The sequence below is a fragment of the Lewinellaceae bacterium genome, assembly GCA_020636135.1.
Lineage (GTDB): Bacteria > Bacteroidota > Bacteroidia > Chitinophagales > Saprospiraceae > JAGQXC01.
On record JACJYK010000002.1, the window covers coordinates 126,880 to 146,047 of the forward strand.

At 50.1% G+C, this 19,168-nt stretch carries 14 protein-coding genes; 6 read left to right on the forward strand and 8 right to left on the reverse strand.

Features of this window, described 5'->3' with window-relative positions:
- Positions 1-23: 23 nt before the first annotated feature.
- The gene (locus tag H6570_15630; GenBank protein ID MCB9320714.1) at positions 24-761 is read right to left on the reverse strand and encodes a hypothetical protein; all 738 of its coding nucleotides are present in this window, start codon (positions 759-761) and stop codon (positions 24-26) included.
- Positions 762-959: 198 nt separating this feature from the next.
- Here H6570_15630 and H6570_15635 point away from each other — a divergent pair, with 198 nt between their 5' ends.
- The 3 genes from H6570_15635 to bamA all read left to right on the forward strand — a co-directional run bounded on the left by H6570_15635 (position 960) and on the right by bamA (position 5,059).
- Complete coding sequence (locus tag H6570_15635) at positions 960-1,502, forward strand: hypothetical protein (protein ID MCB9320715.1); 543 nt, start codon at positions 960-962, stop codon at positions 1,500-1,502.
- A 122-nt stretch (positions 1,503-1,624) separates the two neighbouring features.
- Positions 1,625-2,365 (forward strand): isoprenyl transferase, encoded by a 741-nt coding sequence (locus H6570_15640; protein ID MCB9320716.1) that lies wholly within the window; start codon positions 1,625-1,627, stop codon positions 2,363-2,365.
- A gap of 177 nt (positions 2,366-2,542) precedes the next feature.
- The gene (gene bamA, locus H6570_15645; GenBank protein MCB9320717.1) at positions 2,543-5,059 is read left to right on the forward strand and encodes an outer membrane protein assembly factor BamA; all 2,517 of its coding nucleotides are present in this window, start codon (positions 2,543-2,545) and stop codon (positions 5,057-5,059) included.
- Positions 5,060-5,340: 281 nt separating this feature from the next.
- On the opposite strand, the gene H6570_15650 is transcribed toward bamA, so the two are convergent.
- From H6570_15650 to H6570_15670, 5 genes are all read right to left on the reverse strand, one after another.
- Entirely contained in the window at positions 5,341-6,087 is a 747-nt protein-coding gene (locus tag H6570_15650; protein MCB9320718.1) for a glycosyltransferase family 2 protein, read from the reverse strand.
- Between the two features lie 8 nt (positions 6,088-6,095).
- Positions 6,096-6,497: a DUF5606 domain-containing protein gene (locus H6570_15655; GenBank protein MCB9320719.1), complete on the reverse strand. Its 402-nt coding sequence runs from the start codon at positions 6,495-6,497 to the stop codon at positions 6,096-6,098.
- A gap of 8 nt (positions 6,498-6,505) precedes the next feature.
- On the reverse strand, positions 6,506-8,509 hold the full coding sequence (locus H6570_15660) for a dehydrogenase (GenBank protein ID MCB9320720.1): 2,004 nt from the start codon (positions 8,507-8,509) through the stop codon (positions 6,506-6,508).
- A gap of 253 nt (positions 8,510-8,762) precedes the next feature.
- On the reverse strand, positions 8,763-9,785 hold the full coding sequence (gene nadA / locus H6570_15665) for a quinolinate synthase NadA (protein MCB9320721.1): 1,023 nt from the start codon (positions 9,783-9,785) through the stop codon (positions 8,763-8,765).
- Between the two features lie 111 nt (positions 9,786-9,896).
- A complete protein-coding gene (locus H6570_15670) occupies positions 9,897-10,727 on the reverse strand; it encodes a hypothetical protein (protein MCB9320722.1) in 831 nt (276 codons plus the stop codon).
- 214 nt (positions 10,728-10,941) lie between these two features.
- Between H6570_15670 and H6570_15675 the strand changes: the two genes are divergently transcribed.
- Positions 10,942-12,381, forward strand: coding sequence for an amidohydrolase (locus H6570_15675; GenBank protein ID MCB9320723.1), 1,440 nt, complete (start codon positions 10,942-10,944; stop codon positions 12,379-12,381).
- A gap of 58 nt (positions 12,382-12,439) precedes the next feature.
- On the opposite strand, the gene H6570_15680 is transcribed toward H6570_15675, so the two are convergent.
- Together H6570_15680 and H6570_15685 are read right to left on the reverse strand one after the other, a co-directional pair.
- A complete protein-coding gene (locus H6570_15680) occupies positions 12,440-13,327 on the reverse strand; it encodes a patatin-like phospholipase family protein (protein ID MCB9320724.1) in 888 nt (295 codons plus the stop codon).
- A gap of 19 nt (positions 13,328-13,346) precedes the next feature.
- The gene (locus tag H6570_15685) at positions 13,347-15,068 is read right to left on the reverse strand and encodes a hypothetical protein (GenBank protein ID MCB9320725.1); all 1,722 of its coding nucleotides are present in this window, start codon (positions 15,066-15,068) and stop codon (positions 13,347-13,349) included.
- Positions 15,069-15,214: 146 nt separating this feature from the next.
- Between H6570_15685 and H6570_15690 the strand changes: the two genes are divergently transcribed.
- Positions 15,215-16,165: a TerC/Alx family metal homeostasis membrane protein gene (locus H6570_15690; GenBank protein MCB9320726.1), complete on the forward strand. Its 951-nt coding sequence runs from the start codon at positions 15,215-15,217 to the stop codon at positions 16,163-16,165.
- A gap of 55 nt (positions 16,166-16,220) precedes the next feature.
- Positions 16,221-19,154 carry a hypothetical protein gene (locus H6570_15695; GenBank protein MCB9320727.1) on the forward strand — a complete coding sequence of 978 codons (2,934 nt, stop codon included), beginning with the start codon at positions 16,221-16,223 and terminating at the stop codon, positions 19,152-19,154.
- The last annotated feature ends 14 nt before the right edge of the window (positions 19,155-19,168 follow it).

A 19,168-nucleotide genomic window follows, 5' to 3' on the forward strand; every position in this document is an offset into this window, starting at 1 on the left:
TACTTAAGGTAGCAGTTACTTCATCAACCTGATACCGGTATGCGCTGATCCCAGAGGCTCTTGAATTGGAGATCTCCGAAGCCATAATAACCGTGGTCTTTGCTAAATTCCCTGAATGCCGGGACGAATCCATTTTTCCCATACTTTCTTATCAGGTCGTCAGTCAGCCGATGCAATTCCACGCTTCCATTCCTTCGATCCGTTTCAGCGACCAGGACCGGTTTTAATTTTGAAAAGGGTTCCGGAGGGGCTTGCGAGAATATTTGCCAGTCGGCAGGATCTGTGGAAGCATAAGCAGACCACAATCGTTCAAAATAATCCAGGGCTTCCGGGACAAGTACATGAGTCCATGCCACCATTTCCACTCCGGTTATCGATTTTGCCGGACCAAAACCTCCCCATCCCGCTTCTCCGGGTGGCTGTATCCAATGGATTTTTCCGGTAATGCCATGTTGTCTTAGCCGGGAGACAATATACCAGAGATTAACCTGACAGAACAGGTCCCATTCAAACCAAAGCTGGATTGACTCTGCCAGGGCGGCAGCTGAAAGAAATGCTTCAAACTCCATCATGGTACGTTCGGCGTATTCTTTTGCATCAGCACCATAGTTTGTGACCATAAATGATTGTCGCAAGGACCATAAATCATCAGGGCCAGAGTACAATACCGGACCATCACACAGGGCTTCCCGGAAGATATAAATAGCACCATCGACGGTTAGCTTTTCATGCAATGCATCGCCATTCAGTAAGTGAATCATCAAAAAATATTTTTTCAAATGATGTGACCGGAGTTAAAATTTCCGTCTGATTATACGAAAAAGCACAAAGACGCCGTTTAAAGAGAGATTTTCATCAGATACGTACCATCTCTCCAAGACGCACCTTCTTAAGCTGAATTTTATAAGACGATTTTATCGAAGACAATTCGACCTTAACTTTTAAATCCTTTTTAAACTATGAAAAAGTTTGTTGTTTTTGCATTTGGTTTGGTATTGTTTGCTTGCAACTCTGTTGAGCAATACCGTGGAAGTATAGATTCACTTGCTTCCCAGTGGGACGAAGCCACCACGACTGTAACCGATTTGGCTAACCAGGTAGCTCAAGAAAAATCTTCTTTTGCTCAGATGGTATCCAGCATGACTCTGGATGAAACGACTGTTGCTGCATTGCCGGAAGACGCTAAAACCAAAATCATGGAAGCCGAAACTGCATTCCAGAACAGCGGTCAGGGTTTTGACGAACTGACCACTCAAGTTGGCGATTTCGTTACCAACTGGCAGGAAAAATCAGCTGAAATAACTACACTGAAAGACGGTTTGGCTGCTGGTAAACTGGAAAGCGATGCTTCAACGCAGATCGCTGACCTGACCACCCTGGTGTCCGATGCAACGGCTAATGTTACCGCATGGAAAGAGAAACTGGATGCTATTAAATCCCAAGTTTCCGACTCGCATAAAAACTGGTCTGACCTGGTTGCCCAGCTGATGCCAGCGAAGTAATCCGCACCGATCAACACGAGAACTATAAAAGGTGTACAGCCCAACTGTACACCTTTTTTGTTTGGTGCAATGTCCACGAATTAGGTTCTCATTTTATTACCTTTAGAGGTCAAAAGGTCCGGATGGATTACAAGAGCCTGATCATACCTGAAAAATTACCACAGCATGTGGCCATTATCATGGATGGTAACGGTCGTTGGGCCAAGCAGCACAGCAAACCTCGTGTCTTTGGCCATCGCAATGGGGTGAAGGCTGTCCGGGAGACCACAGAGGCAGCCGCTGAATTAGGCATCAATTACCTCACCCTCTATGCTTTTTCGACCGAAAACTGGAACCGCCCACAGATGGAAGTCAATGCACTGCTGCATTTGCTGGTGGAAACGTTGTCCAAAGAGATCCATACCCTGATGGAAAACAATATCCGGCTGACCGCCATTGGTGATCTGGCTGCCCTGCCGGAACATACCCATCGCGCCCTGCTGGAAGGGATTGAGAAGACAAAATCCAATACCCGCATGACCCTGGTGCTGGCCTTGAATTACAGCGGACGCTGGGATATCGTCCAGGCTGCCCGTAATATGGCCCGCAGCGTGAAAGAGGGCAAGCTGGATGCCGACAGCATCGATGAAAAGTGTTTCCAGGATTTCCTCGCTACCCGCGGGATACCCGACCCGGAATTTATGATCCGCACTTCCGGCGAGCAAAGGACCAGCAATTTTTTATGCTACCAACTTGCCTACGCTGAATTGTATTTCACTACCGTGCTCTGGCCTGACTTCCGCAAGGAACACCTCTACCAGGCTATCGTCGCCTATCAGCAGCGGGAACGTCGTTTTGGCATGATCAGCGAGCAGCTGGCATAAGCGTTTTTCACGTGTTTTGGTGTTTAAGTGCTTACGTACGTAAACCGAACAGCAAATAGCGTTCTGCCTAAAACCTTGTTAAGAATCTTTTAAAAATGAAGAATTTAGGGTAAATGCGTCACAGACGTTACCTTTGCTTCGTTTTTCAAAAGCTTAACCGCTTTACAGCATCATGCTATGGATTTAAAGCAGCTTGTACTATACAGCCTATTCATCGTGCTAGGGTTACCGGCTTTCGGTCAGACGACCGATAGTTTGCCGGTTGTTTCGTACGATTCTTATCAGGAATACGAGATCGGAGAGGTCAGTGTGACCGGAGCACACTTCACGGATGAGAATGCAATTGTCAGCCTGAGTGGCTTGAAAGTGGGGGATCGCATCACCATCCCCGGCGACCGGTTTGGTAAGGCCATTACCAAATTGTACAAGCTGGGACTGTTTACCCAGGTGCGGATCCTGAAGACCAAGCAGATCGGTGATGTCGTCTACCTTACGATCGATGTCACGGAAAGACCACGGTTGTCCAAATACAATTTTAAAGGAGTTCGCAAAGGGCAAACCGAAACGCTGAATGAAAAGCTGGAGCCGTTTCTTATAAAAGGGAGCAGCGTCACCACCAATACCAAGCAAAACGCGATCAATGCCATCAAGAAATATTACCGTGAGAAAGGATTTTTGGATGTAGATGTATCGGTCGCTGAAATGATGGATAATGAAAAGACCAACAGCATCTCTCTGACCTTTACGGTGGATCCTCACGAAAAGGTTAAGATCAAGGATATTCAGTTTGTTGGTAATAAGGAGGTCACTTCCGGCAAACTGCGGCGGAAAATGAAGAACATTCACCGCAAGTCCAAGATTTTTGCCAAGTCACGTCTGGTTAACAAAGAATTCGAAGAAGATAAGACGGCGATCATTGATTACTACAATACCGTAGGTTATCGTGATGCGCAGATCACCCATGACTCCATCTGGCGTAATGATGACGGGGAATTGATGATCCGGATCTTCCTGGAAGAAGGAACTCAATATTTCTTCCGGAACATCACCTGGAAGGGAAATACCATTCACGATAATAAAACCCTGGACAGCTATTTAGGCATCGAAAAAGGTGATGTTTACAACAAAGAATTGCTGGATCAACGATTGCACTACAGCCCGGATGGCCGGGATGTCAGCTCCCTGTATCTGGATGACGGATATTTGTTTTTCCGGGTTGATCCGGTGGAAGTAGCCATCGTCGGCGATTCCATCGATATTGAAATGCGCATCCTGGAGGGACCGCAGGCAACCATCGATAAAGTCGATATACGGGGTAATACCATCACCCATGAGCACGTCATTCGCCGGGAGGTGTTTACCCGCCCGGGGAATAAGTTCAGCCGTTCCGACATCGTCCGGTCCCAGCGTCAGATCATCGCCCTGGGATTCTTCGATCCCGAAAAAATTTCCATGAATACCCCTATCAACCAGGAGCGCGGTACAGTCGATATCGAATACGTCCTGGAAGAAAAACCCTCCGATCAGCTGGAATTGTCCGCTGGATGGGGTGGTTATTCCGGGGTTATCGGTACGCTGGGCTTCCAGTTCAATAACTTCTCGCTGCGTAACATCACCAACCGCAAAGCCTGGCGGCCACTGCCGAAAGGGGATGGACAGAAATTGAGTATCCGCGCCCAGACCAACAGCCGCTTCTATCAGTCGTACAATTTTAACTTTACCGAGCCCTGGTTAGGTGGCAAAAAGGCCAATTCGTTCAGCCTTGGCGCCCAGTATTCCAAATTTGACCGTACACTGTTCAGTCAGGGTGTGCTGGCTATCGGCTCCATCTATACCGGTTTGGGTACCCAGTTAAAATGGCCGGATGACTTTTTCGTCTTAAGTGCCACGGCTAATATTGAAAACATTGTCCTGCAGGATTATGCCTACGGTGGATTTTATTACAATGGCCAGGCTGTCACGGATGGACGCTTCAATAACTTCAGCCTCAGGCTAAATCTGACGCGCAGCACAGTGTTTGAACCGACGTTCCCGAGGTCGGGATCCCGGATATCCGTCACGGCACAGTTGACGCCACCGTATTCATTGTTGAATAACAAAAACTACGACGAGATCTCCATCCAGGACCGCTTCCATTTCCTTGAATACCACAAGTGGCGGATCGACGCTGAATGGTATGCTACCCTGGTCGGCAAACTGGTCTTCCGGGCGAGCGCCAAAATGGGTTACCTCGGGTATTACAACTCGGAAGTTGGTATCTCTCCGTTCGAGCGGTTTGAGCTGGGGGGTGATGGTCTTTCCAACCAAACCATCGGAATTCAGGGTAAAGACATCCTCTCTCTGCGTGGTTATGAGGTAAGTGATATCGCAGTAAATAGCAACAGCGTCGGTGGAGGTAACATCTTCAATAAATATTCGCTGGAATTGCGTTACCCGGTCTCGCTGGAACAGAATTCCACCATCTATGTACTTGCATTCCTGGACGGCGGTAACAGCTGGCTGGGAGGTAGGAACTACCGTCCATTCGATTTGCGCCGTTCCAGTGGGTTAGGCCTACGGGTCTTCCTGCCCATGTTCGGTCTGCTGGGATTTGACTACGGTTTCGGTTGGGATAAACCCAGCCTGATCAGTTCCGGTGCCAAGTGGACTGAATTCGGGAAGTTCAGTATCGTTCTGGGCTTTGAACCGGATTAATGGATTAAGTAACAGAAGTATCGAAGGTATCAAAGGTGACTAAGGTTGGTGAGATTGCTTAGAGTAATCCGCAGTCGTTCATGAAATCGTGTTTGGGTTCAGAATGAGATAGTTTTAACCCGGAGTCATTACGATGCCTTAATGAGCCTGGAATTGAAGAAATTGCCATAGGCTATTTTACCCATGCTACCTGCTGATGCTCCTTCCATTCGGTCAGCACTTTGTCTTTTACTTCTTTTACTTTTTCTACTTCTGCTACTTCTGCTACCTCTCCTACCTTTTTACCTTTTACCATACCGCTCTGACTTCATCAAACCCACTTTGTTAAGAAAATGGGCTAATGAGACGCGCATGACGCCCAATCCGTATTTGACGCTGCGGCGGAAATTGATACTGGAGGCTTCTTCGAAATATTTGGTGGGACAGGAGATCTCGGCGATGGGAAAGCCGGCATAGATGATTTGGGAAAGCATTTCATTGTCAAAGACAAAATCATCGGAGTTCACCTGGAAGTTGATACCACGTAATACACGCGCATGAAAAGCCCGGTACCCGGTATGGTATTCTGAAAGCTTGTGATTGACCAGGATGTTTTGAAACAATGTGAGAAAGCGGTTGGCGACGTATTTATAGTAAGGCATGCCACCATCCAGTGCTCCTTTACCCAGAATACGCGACCCCAGTACCACCGGATAGAGATCTTCGCCGATGATGTTCACCATCGATGGGATAAGTTTGGGTGTGTACTGATAGTCCGGATGGAGCATGATCACAATGTCTCCTCCCAGCTCCAGGGCAGCATTGTAAAGGGTCTTCTGGTTTCCGCCATACCCTTTGTTTTGTTCGTGCCGGATCACATGATCGATGCCCAGCCGACGTGCTTCTTCCGAGGTCTCGTCGGTGCTGAAGTCATCACAGAGGATGACGTCATCGACAAGTTCCATGGGTATTTCACGGAAGGTTTTTTCGAGTGTTTTTGCCGCATTGTAGGCAGGAAGGACGACAATAACCTTTTGACCTTTATACATAAAGCAGGTTATTCTTCTTCGTCGCCTCCATGGAGTAATTGGTGATCGCGAAGAAAAAGATACCACTTCACGACTTTTTTCATGTCACCGATATGGACCCGGTCACGGTCGTAGCTGGGGAGGATCTCACCGAAATACTCGGCCAGGTCCTGGTTGTTTTCCAAAGCAGTATCCGCATCCAGTTCACCAGCTTTAGCTTCCATAGCTGCAAAGATGGTGTTTAGTTCTTCCGGCTCATCTTCGGTGAAGATCGAGACAGATGCCAGGGGCGTGAAGACATGCTGCCGGATGGAGATGAACCGCTTTTTACCGGTATCGAAATCTTCGATGATCAGGCCATTATTGCGAGGGGTAACCAATTTGTACAGTCCGGGCAATCCACTGACTGCGACGACCTTTTCTAAATTCATACGTGTTCTTAATAGTTAATCAATTGTTCCAGCGTCCTTTCCAGACGTTGACGGGCCAAAAATACATTTTCCAGCGCAATGGCGAAGGGCACCGGGGTATCCAAACTTGCTACACGCATCACCGGGGCATCCAGTTCGGCAAATAATGTTTCGCCGATACGGGCTGCTATCTCTCCTCCTATGCCTCCCGTCAGGGTATCTTCATGGAGGATCAATGCACGATGCGTCTTACGGATACTTTTTTCAATGGTCTCAAAATCCAGCGGTAGCAAGGTGCGCAGGTCGATAATTTCGATGTCCCAGGCATTGCCTGCTACAACTTCGGTAGCCCAGTGTACGCCAGCGCCATAGGTTATTATGGTGGCCTGGCCGCCCGCACGAATAACTTCTGCCTCTCCAATGGGTACCGTATAATAGCCTTGTGGCACCTCACCTTTGATTTTGCGGTAGAGCGCCTTGTGTTCAAAATACAGGACCGGATTGGGATCCTCAAAGGATGCCAGTAGCAACCCTTTGGCATCATAGGGCGTCGACGGGTAGACAATTTTTAATCCCGGTGTATGAAAAAACCACGCCTCATTACTTTGGGAATGAAATGGTCCCGCTCCGGTGCCGGCGCCCGTGGGCATTCGGATCACCACGTCGGCCAAGCCTTCCCAGCGGTAGTGTAATTTGGCCAGGTTGTTGACGATCTGGTTAAATCCGCAGCTGACAAAATCGGCAAATTGCATCTCGACCATGGTCTTCAAACCATGCAGGCTGGCGCCCAATGCAGCTCCGATCACCGCGCTCTCACAGAGCGGGGTATTGCGGACACGTTCTTCACCAAATCGATCCAGAAATCCTTCGGTGATCTTGAAAACACCTCCGTATCCGGCGATATCCTGACCCATCAGCACCAGATTGGGGTGCTTCTTCATCGCTTCCAGCAGGCCATCCTTGACGGCATCGACGAAACGAAGTTCATCCTTTGGAGTATGTGAAGCAGGTGGTTGTGGCAGGTGATGGCATGGCCGGTAAACATCAGATATTTCAACGGCTTCCTGAGCGGTTACCTCCGGCTCCAGTTCCGTTAAGTCCCAGGCTTGCTGGATTTCCTGTTTGATCTCACGGCGGATAGCCGTGGTATCCGTTTCACTGAGCACTCCCTGTTCTATGAGATAATGTTCGTAATTGTCAACCGGATCCTTGGCAGCCCAGGTCTCCATTAGGTGTGGTGGGACATATTTGGTTCCGGAAGCTTCTTCGTGACCGCGCATCCGGAAAGTCATGCATTCGATGAGTACCGGTCTTGGATTTTCACGCAACGCCTCTGCATAACGGGCGATGGTTTTATACACCTCCAGGATGTTGTTTCCATCGATGGTAATGCCCTCCATACCATAGCCGGCTGCTCGCTCGGCAAGCCAGTTACAACGGAATTGTTCCGATGTCGGCGTTGAGAGGCCATACCCGTTGTTCTCGATGATAAAGATGACGGGGAGATCCCATACGGCAGCAAGATTCAGCGCCTCGTGAAATTCACCCTCGCTGGTTCCGCCTTCTCCGGTAAATGCCAGGGAAACTTTGCGTTCGCCTTTAAAGCGATGTGCCATGGCGACACCATCGGCGAGTGATAGCTGAGGTCCCAGGTGGGAGATCATGCCGATGATGTGGTATTCAGGTATCCCGAAATGAAATGACCGGTCACGGCCTTTGGTGAAGCCGGTCGCTTTACCCTGCCATTGGCTGAACAAGGCGAGTAAGGGTACCTGGCGGGAAGTAAAGACACCCAGATTGCGGTGCAGGGTGAAGATGTATTCATCCGGATGCAATGCTTCCGCACATCCTACCGCAATGGCCTCCTGTCCGATGCCTGAAAACCACTTGGTGATCTTGCCCTGCCGCAGCAGCAAAAGCATCTTTTCTTCGATAAGCCGGGGACGCAAAAGCTGCCGGTAAAGATGGATCAGCTTGTCACCGGTATAGGTAGATGAATCGAAAGTCAAGGCAGGATGTACCCCGGAAGTCATACTATAAAATTATCCCGGCGAAGATACAGCAATTGTAATTGGTAACGGATAAACGGTTTCTGCTTCTTCGCTATGTCGTAAGTATTTCCAACCTGGGAGTGCGTAATTGCAGCACAAATCTACATACCCCCCAAAGCCCACTTCTGCTGCTCCTTTCGGTTTTTACTCAAGGGGAATTTTGACCTCTGCCACCTTTTTTACCCCTGCTACCTTTTTTACCTCTGCTACCTTTTTACTTCTTTTACCTCTCCATTCAATCCGCCAATTTCAGCCCGGCCTGCTCGGAGACCTCCAGCATACGGTCGATGCTGGCGCGGCCCTGCTCGATGATCCAGTCTTCCAGGATGATTTCCGGCTGTTCGAATTCCATGCACAGGTAAAGCTTCTCCATGGTGTTGCGCTTCATATGGGGGCATTCGTTGCAGGCACACATGTTTTCCGGTGGTGCCGGTATAAATGTTTTTAATGGCGATGCTTTCTGCATCTGATGGATGATGCCCACCTCGGTGGCTACAATGAATTCCTGAGCGGGATTTTCTTTGGTGTATTTCAGCAATCCGCTGGTCGACCCGATGTAGTCGGCTTGTTCGAGCAGGGCTGCTTCACATTCCGGGTGGGCAATGAATTTCGCGTCCGGATGACGCTGGCGTAACTTGGTGATCTTCTCTTGCGAAAAGATCTCATGAACCATGCAGGTGCCATTCCAGAGGATCATATCGCGGCCGGTCTTTTTCTTCAGGTAGGCGCCCAGGTTTTTATCCGGGGCAAAGATGATCGGCTTGTCTTCCGGAATGCTGTTGATGATTTGCACGGCATTGGAAGAGGTGCAGCAGACATCGGTAAGGGTCTTTAGTTCTGCAGTACAATTGATGTACGAAACCACCACGTGATCGGGGTATTTCTCCTTGAATTTGCGGAAAAGAGCAGGCGGGCAGGAGTCAGCCAGAGAGCATCCGGCTTTGAGGTCGGGGAGCAACACTTTCTTTTGCGGCGATAACATCTTGGCCGTTTCGGCCATAAAATGCACCCCGGCAAATACAATGATGTCCGCATCGGTCTTGGCGGCTTTCTGGGAAAGTCCGAGACTATCACCGATGTAATCGGCGATGTCCTGAATCTCCGATTCCTGGTAATAATGCGCCAGGATAATGGCGTTTTTTTCTTTTTTTAACCGGTTGATTTCCGCAACCAGGTCCAGGGTCGGATCTACTTCGATATCCAGCCATCCATTCTTTTCAAGGTCTCGTTGGGCGATCGCCAATTCCTGTTCCAGCATGTTTTGATTTTTTACAAGTATAAACAATGCATGACGGTTTGCAAACCGTTCAAAGCACCTATCTATAACGCGGAGGCTTAGAGTGAGTTGCAACGAAGATTAAAAATCATCCTATAGGATGTTATTGGCCCGGTGAACCAGTGTATACTTCCATAGCAGGCGACCATTTGATTCTACCCAGATAATATTATTGTCCCGGGTGATGCGGTAACCCCGCTGCCGGTTATTTACGAAATAAAAGGATTCTCCCACCCGATAGAGGCTCCAGCGCTGATGATTCAGCAGGATCGACCAGCCCTGAGCACCTTCCCGGACTGAAAAATTGCGTTTCATGGAAACCAACCCGGGTTGGTAAGTCAGGCATTGCCGCCATAAAGGCCGGAAACAGATGGTGTCCGGAAGCTTAACCATTTTGTCGTTGATGAGAAAGGATTTGCGGACCCATACATTATCTTCCTGACGGATGGTTTCCCGTGACAGGAACGAAGTGATCTGAATGGTGGAGTCGGTATAATCTACTTTTTGACGATCGGGTAACAGGGCTTCCTGGTAGGTCTCAAAATGACTTCCTTCCCGATTATAGATCCGGGTTGGTGTTCCAGGAAAGCGAACAGATTCCCGGTAGATGGTAAAATCTGTATCCAGACGGATATCAAAAAGCTCAAGGACGGATAAACCCAGATTCATCGAGCGGTCGAGGATCAACCCGTTTCCCAGATTTACGGCTAGAGGGTGGTAAGAACGGTCCGCAGAAGACATCGTTTGACCGTTCGAGGTCTCATCCTTCTGGCGGATGAAATCAATCCGTAATTCATAGGGCTCCACAAGAGGCTCCAGTTCCAGTGTCGACCACTGGGGAGACATCTTGTTTTTAGCTGCCGGGTAAAAGGACTGGCAGGCGCTCAGAAAGAGGAGGATGAACAAAGGGTAAAGGATCCGCATAGACTGTTTTTACGAAGATATCTGATAACGCCCTGCCCATGGGTGAATGAAATCTTAAAGTTATACAGCGCCTGGTTAAGAATTGATTAAGAATGTATTGTGGAATGAAACGATCGATCTTACAGGGGGGAATGAACTACTTGGCCTCAAGTGATTTCCATTGCACGTTGATTTTGTTTAATTCGGTATCTTCCTGATTGAAAGCAGAAAAGTTATGAATAGAATATTTACTGTCCTGGTCCTGCTGGGTTGCTTATCAGAACCAGGAATCACACAACCGGGTTGGACTCCCGTGAAGAAAGCCATTGCTTCAAATATCGACGAGCAGAGTCCTGATCTGATCGGTATGAGTGATGCCATCTGGGGATTTGCAGAGACCGCATTCCTGGAAAGCCAGTCGGCCGATGTTTTAGCTGCATATGCCGAAGAGCAGGGTTTTCGTGTTCAGCGTGGGGTCGCCGAAATGCCTACCTCCATCGTGGCCGAGTTCGGGAGCGGACATCCCATCATCGGGATCCTGGGCGAATACGATGCCTTGCCGGGTTTGTCCCAAAAATCACAAGTTGAAAAGGAGCCGCTGGTGGAAGGAGCCCCGGGTCACGGCTGTGGTCATAACCTTTTCGGAGTCGCCAGCCTGGGCGCGGCGACGGCGATCAAAGATATGATTGCATCCGGCCAGCTGCAAGGTACGGTGCGGTTCTACGGGACGCCGGCGGAAGAGAAATATTTTGGCAAACTGTATATGGCCCGGGCCGGGCTCTTCAACGACCTGGACGTATGCCTGGACTGGCACCCAGGTCCGGTTAACGATGCCAATACCAACAGTTCGATGGCCCTGATTGACTACATCATTGAATTTTATGGCAAAGCGGCCCACGCAGCCCTGGATCCCTGGAATGGACGCAGTGCCGTTGATGCGATGGAGCTGTACACCACTGGCCTCAACTACCTGCGCGAACACATCCTGCCCACTTCGCGCATCCATTACCAGATCGAAAAAGCCGGTGATGTCGCTAATGTGGTGCCGGAATACGCCCGCATCTGGACCCGTATCCGGGATCCCAAACGAGAGAACATGATGGCGGTCTACGAGCGAGCACTGAAGATCGCCCAGGGCGCTTCTCTGATGGCTGAAGTGGATTATAAGGTGACGCTGATGTCAGGACTCCATGAGATCCTGGTCAACCGGTACGGAGCCAATGCCCTGCATGCCAACATGGAACTGGTAGGCCCCATCGAATACACTGACGAAGAGCAGGAATATGCCAAAGGCATTCAGCGGGCTACGGGTAAACCGGAAGTAGGCCTTGACGGCAGCATCATGCCCCTTCAGGAGACCGTACCGATCACCCAGGGCGCCTCTACGGATGTGGGTGACGTGAGCTGGATAGTCCCGGAGATCAGCCTGACGGGTGCCACGGCACCGGTTGGCACACCCTGGCATTCCTGGGCGGTGGTAGCCTGCGGCGGGATGTCCATCGGGCATAAAGGGATGATCTTCGCCGCCAAGTCACTGGCCCTAACCATGGCGGACCTCTTCCAAAACCGGCAGCTGATCTTTAAGATCCAGGAAGAATTCAAAGAGCGGAAAGGCGCTTACGAGTATAAACCGATTTTGCCGGATGCTCCACCGCCGATACCCACTAAGAGTTGATGGGTTAATAAGTCAATGAGTTAACGCGCCGGTTGGTTGAGATTTGCATGAGTCTATTTCATTTCACCACTTTCTCCGCATACTGGTATCCCTCTTCCCACCACGCTTTCATGATGTCCGGGAAAAAAACAAAGGAATTATCCGTCAGTTTTCTTGGGGTGTGGTAAAAATTGACTTCCACATCGGTATAGCGGCTCTCCAGCAATCCGATGAAGATGTCGTCCTGTCCGATCTGGGTGAGCATAAAATCCATGGATGATGTGAGTACATTAAAGGCATTGCGGGAAAGCGGTTTGACGACTTCCCGGATGCGAGGATTCAGGACGATCACATCGATGACTTTGGCTCCCAGATTGATGGCCTCCTGCAGGGGTACCAGATTGCCAAAGCCTCCATCCGCATATTCGTTGCCGTTCTTGACGACCAGACTCATGAAAGGTACCAGGTTGGCGGATAACCAGATCCAGTCGCAGAAATCATCATACGTATTGTCCCGGGCATATTTGTATTCTACCACATTGCGACTGAGGTTGGACACGGTGACGATCACCCGCTTGTTGCTGTTTTTACGGATGCGCTCAAAGTCCTCGGGACTCATGGCACGGCTGATCAGCTTGCGGAGGTTTTTGCTTTCACCAAACGTCTTTCTTCCTTTCACAAACTGGATGAAGGTGTTGAAGTGGTTGATGCTGACGTTGATCTGACCATCCGGCATGCGCTTGATGTGGAAAGGATTGATGTTAAAAATGTCATGCTGATGGACGGAAGTATAGGCTTCCTTCAGTCGGTCTACCTCACCGATGGAGAGCATGGGGACCAGTAAACTACCGGTAGAGGTACCCACAAAAAAGTCGTATTCCCGCTTGGCTACCTGCAGCAGGTATTGCGCGATGCCTCCGGCAAATGCTCCTTTATTTCCTCCTCCCGATATGACCAGTGCCCGCATAATCCGTCCTGATCGTTAGTTAGTAGCGCCAGGAACGCAGATCGGCGTCTTCAGGGACCCTTTTTCCGACTTCCTGTACCCATTTGTTGATGTACATTTCATGATAGCGCAACCGGGAAATGTAATTGGGTTGGGTATGATCGCCATTCCAGCAATGTTCTGCCCGGTCGCCATAATCTACTTGTCCATCGTAAAACGGTTCCTTCGTAGCTTTCAGACGGTCTTCCGCCAGGTACACGGCGTCATTGAGGTAATAATTGTCCATATCGCCGCAATAGATGTGGATCTTGCCTTCCCAGTCTTTCCCGTTTTTAGACCAGTCCCGCTGCATGATGTAGGACAAGTCGTAGTTTTCTTTCCAATAGGCTGCGACATCCTTATCAATCACTCCGCTTGCTTTATCCCAGATGCGCTTCGGATAGCCATCATCGCCCACGGGAGAGAAAACAGCTTCCCAGATGTCCCATTGTTGCCCGGAACGTGATTTTGTGCCCAGCGCGAGTTCGCGGAAGTTCATATCCTTGAGCATGGCCTGCACATGTCCCAGGTAGTCGCGATGCCCCGGCCTCGGTGTATTGCGGAATGGGCCTTCAATGTAGTAAGCATTGACATCGTCGTACAGGTTTACGACCGTATAAGCCCGGAAATCGATCGGGTCCGGGCAAGCGGCGTAACAACCATTGTATTCGGTCGGGTATTTGACCTGGACGGCCAGGGCTTCCCAGCCACCGGTCGAACCGCCGTAGGTAAAACGCGCCCATCCTTCGCCGATGCCCCGGTATTCCTGCTCGATGTAAGGGATCAGCTCATAGGTGAGTGCATCGCCGTAGGGGCCAAGGTTCTCGCTGTTGACGGCATAAGAGTCGTCGTAGAACGGATTAGCGTGCTGGATCTCAATGGCCAGAACCCTGGGGAAATCAGGTCCGGTCCACAATTTGTAAAACCGGTAGGCTTCTTCCTGCTGGATGCGGTTATAGCCGCTGATGTGAAAGCGCTCGCTGTAATCGGGTTGGAGATCCGGGTCCGGAGGCGTCTCCCGGAATCCACTCAGTTCACTGGGGAAATGTCCGTGAAAAATGGCCAGGGGATAGCGTACATCCGGATGGGTGTCGAAGCCCTCCGGTAGCAGGACAAAAGCGCCTAAAAACATCGGCCTTCCCCAGAATTCGGTCAGTAATTTGGACTGTATGCGCACATATTTGATGTATTTCGATTCCTGGGGTTCCGGCAGTGGCGGAATGATCTGGTCCGCGACCACTTGAATGGCTTTTCCCGGTTGGATGTGGACTTTCTGCGGGACAGAATACAGGTTGCCCGGGGCCAGATTCCACTGCTGTCCTTCACTGCGGTCCATAGGCATCTTCACCGTATGCCCGTCAGAGCGGGTAAAGGTTTCGTATTTGTGCAATAAGGCCTGAACCCAGTAGTCACCCTCCGGGAGGTCGGTCATGGATTGGAGGGGATAGCCATAAGCCAGCGGGTCAAAGTTGACTGCACTTCCGGAATTGATGTCTTCTATGTCCATGCCGTAGACCTGCTGTGTCGCCGAGCCATCCACGATCTGATAACGTGGTTCAGCAGTGCTGTCGGTGGAGATCATGAGGAGCAATCGCCCGTCCAGCGGGTGCGTACTCCCGGTATCCTGCAAGGTGATTGAAAACTGAAGTGAGGGAGGATTGTTTTCGGTACAGGCTCCGATGAGCAATGGGATAACCGCAATCCAGAAGAAATGACGATGCATGGCTAATTGCTTATGAAAAGAAAGATAACAAGAATATTTACGAAGGTCGATGAATCCCAGGCATTGATTTGCAGGAAGCTGGTTTCGATCTGAAAACGTGGCAGAAAGCTAAGAATTTTTGCATGTTTGCATTCTGATCAGACGCTATGGAACAAACCCCCTGGATCGTTTTCCTGGTTATTTATGTCGCCCTGCTGTTCACCGATCTCATTGTACTGAATCGGCAGCATAAAGCCATGTCCATATCCCAGGCCAATAAATGGGCACTGGTATGGATAGCGATCGGGATGTCCTTTGGTCTGGTAGTCTACTTTTTCGCCCGCCAGGGAGACCTGGAGACCACATCCGGACAGACGGCGCTGTTCCAGTATTGGTCCGGGTACCTTATCGAACTGGCATTAAGCTTTGATAATGTGTTTGTGATGCTGGTGATCCTGCGGTATTTTAAGATCCCTCAGGATTACTATCACCGTGTATTGTTCTGGGGTATTGCCGGGGCCATCATTTTCCGCGGACTGTTGATCGGTGCAGGGCTTTGGCTGGTGCATCTCTTTGAATGGGTCAATTACATTTTTGCCGCCATCATCCTGTACACGGCCTATGGGATGCTGAAACCACAGGACGAAAGTATCAGGATGGAAGAGAATCGCACGGTCCTATTCCTGAAGCGATTATTTCCCATCACCAAAGGTCATTACGATCACCACTTCTTTATTCGCCGCATGAACATCACGGCTGCGACGCCCCTGTTCATCGCTTTGATCGTCATTGAAATAACCGACATCCTCTTTGCTTTTGACTCCATACCCGCAGTGCTGGCCATTTCCAGAGACCCATACGTCGTCTTTGCGTCGAATCTATTTGCCGTCCTGGGATTGCGGGCATTGTTTTTTGTGGTAGCCAACCTGATCCAGTCCTTTTATTACCTCCATTATTCCCTGGTGTTCATCCTGGTGTTTATTGCTGTGAAATTAATTGGCAATCAATGGATCCATTTGCCGGAATGGCTATCACTGGGGATCATTCTGGTTGCGCTCGCCATTGGTATATTGTATTCGAAGTATAAAGAACATACTGGTCCTCCCCCTGAGCATTGATTACCCTCCGGTCAATTCTATTTTACCAATAAACCGAATGATGTATCTTAACCGGATGCGAAAATTCTTATCCATCAGCACATTTGTTTTGTGGTGCACTGCTATTTCCGGACAGATTCCCGCCAATCCTCTGGGTTTGCAGCCCGCCCGGATGAAATGGAATCAGATCAATACCGGAAAGGTGCAGGTCATCTTTCCCCGGGGCCTGGAGCAGCAGGGGATCCGGGTGGCTTCCCTGGCTGAGTACATGTACGATCATCACAATGAGGGCATTGGTGATCACCAGAAGAAGATCCAGATCTACCTCTATAATCTGAATGCCATTGCCAATGCTCAGGTGACCGTGGCACCCTTTCGTTCGGAGTTTTTTCTCCGGCCTCCACAGATGGCATCGCTCAATGACTGGACCGATGAACTCGTTGCCCACGAGTACCAGCATGTCAAGCAGTTTGCCAATAGTGACCAGGGTATAACCCACCTGGCGAAATCCATCTTTGGTTCCTGGGTGTGGGGCGGATTTGCTGCAACAGCTATGCCGCGCTGGTTTTGGGAAGGGGATGCCGTCGGAGCCGAGACCGGAATGACTCGTTACGGCCGGGGCCGGGAAGCATCATTTTTGATGGAATACCGTACGATGCGGCAGGAAGGCGCTCATTTCGGATACGAAAAAGCCGGTGCACAATCTTATCGTGATCCCATTCCGGACTGGTATCATCTGGGTTATCTGATGACGACCAATGCGAGAAGACAATACGGAGAAACCATCTGGGAAGGCGTTGTGCAGGATGCGGTCCGGTACCGTGGATTGCTTTATCCCTTTAGCCGTAGCCTGCGTAAAACCTCGGGCTATTCAACCCGGAAGTGGTATGCACAGACCATGCAATATGTCGATTCCCTGTGGGCAGTTCCCACCCAGCCGGAATATCTGGAATCCCGTGCTGTAACCGATATGGTCATTACCGCCAGGAAGCCTAGGAAGGTCATCAACTATACCAACCCCCATTACCTGGGTAATGGTGCTATCGTTTGTATGGAAGCCGGATACGACCGCATTGCTTCCCTGGTTCAGTTGCAGCCGGACGGCCATTGGCAGTCGATTAAAAAAGTAGGCATCCTGCCGGAAAATCCCTATGACGTGATTGATGTGTCCGGCAACCAGATCTGCTGGTCCAATTATGCCGTCCACCCACGCTGGGAGTACGTTTCGTACAATAATCTCCATGTCTTTAACAGCCAGACGAAATCCGGCAAAAAACTTACCGCCAAACAACGCATAGCCTCTCCGGCCATTGCACCCGATGCATTGCATGTCGCAGTGATTGCCCTGGATAGTCAAATCCGGTACCAGGTACAATTGTTGGATATGACCAACGGGAAGGTCGTGCAGAGTTACCCCAATTCAAAACAAGTTCAATACCGCTTTCTCGCCTGGCAAGATGACGACCTTTGTGCGGTGATCCAGCACCGAAACCGTGAGGGTATTGTTCGCCTGCGTGAGAACGGCCGCGTGGATACATTGCTCGGATTACAGACCTATGCCTTAGGCCAGATGACTGCCGACCAAAACCGGTTGTTTTTTACCGCCGGGCTGAATGGCATTCAAAATGTGTACGCAATTTACCGGGACCGGCCGGGCATTTACCAGGTGACCTTCTCGACCACCGGAGCCTTTCAGCCGGACCTGCACCCGGATGGCAGCAAATTGTTGTATTCCGAGTACCATTACCGGGGATTTGAGGTACACGAGCTGGAGCTTAATGGCGCCGGAAAGCGGATAAACTGGCCGGCGCAATATACAGATCCGTTGGTGTCCACGGTGGCAGATCAGTACGGCGACCTGACGGAAAAAGTACCCAATAAGGCTTACGATATAGCTCCGATACACAAGGGGGCCCATATGATCCGGGTGCATAGCTTCTTTCCTACTGTAGATCCTCCGGTGTATGGCGCGTCCTTATTATCGGATGATGGATTTGGCACCCTGAGCGGTGAACTGGGAGCGTATTACAATGCCAATGAAGAAAGGTGGTCAGCCCTGGCTAATTTCACTTACGGTGGTTGGTACCCACTTATCAATGCGAGTTTCAGCCAAGCCAACCGGCGAAGCAGTTTTTATCAATTTCAAACCCCTAACGATACCACACTGCTCACTAATTTTTACTCGGAGTCGTGGCAGGAGCAGCGGATAAGCACCGGAGTTACATTACCATTCAGCGCCATTACGGGACCGATGATCCACAATGCTTCGTTGACAGGTCGACTGATCCACATCCAGAACCAGGTAGGCACTGCGGTTGACAATCCGGCGAACAACAGAGACACTTTTTATTTGTCAACTGCCGGGATCCAGCGATTCAGGACGATCGAAAAGCCACCCCTTGCTGATGGGTCGTTGTGGGCCAGCCGGGTACAATTCACTTATAGCATGTTCCAGCAACGGGCTAGGCAACAGGTACTGCCCAGGATGGGTGGTTATGTCCAGGTCAACTGGCAGCATTCACTCAATACCACCTGGCAGGGTGATTTTTTCACGGTGGACGGTGGCATCTGGTTGCCGGGAATCGCCCGTACTCATGGCATACGGCTGCGGACTACCTACCGACAGGAAGACCTGCTGAATAACTACTCTTTCTCCGATTTATTTGGTTATTCCCGGGGCTATGGAGCTCCTGCAAACGACCGCATCCTTGGTTTTTCGGTGGATTATGCCTTGCCGTTGGCTTATCCGGATCTGGCGCTCGGTCCCATTGCTTTCATCCAGCGTATCAAAGGCAATGTATTTTACGACTACAACCGGGTTAAGTTAAACTTTCCGTTTGACGCCGTCCATCCCATGCGCTCGATTGGTGCTGATGTGCGCTTTGACGTACGCTTCTTGCGGTTACTGGATGTGGATATGGGTTTCCGCTACAGTTATTTGCTGGATGAGCGTTATGTAGGCAACAGTCCTCACCAGTTTCAATTCCTCCTTTTCGGGATCAGTGGGTAGCTCTTCCAATCCAA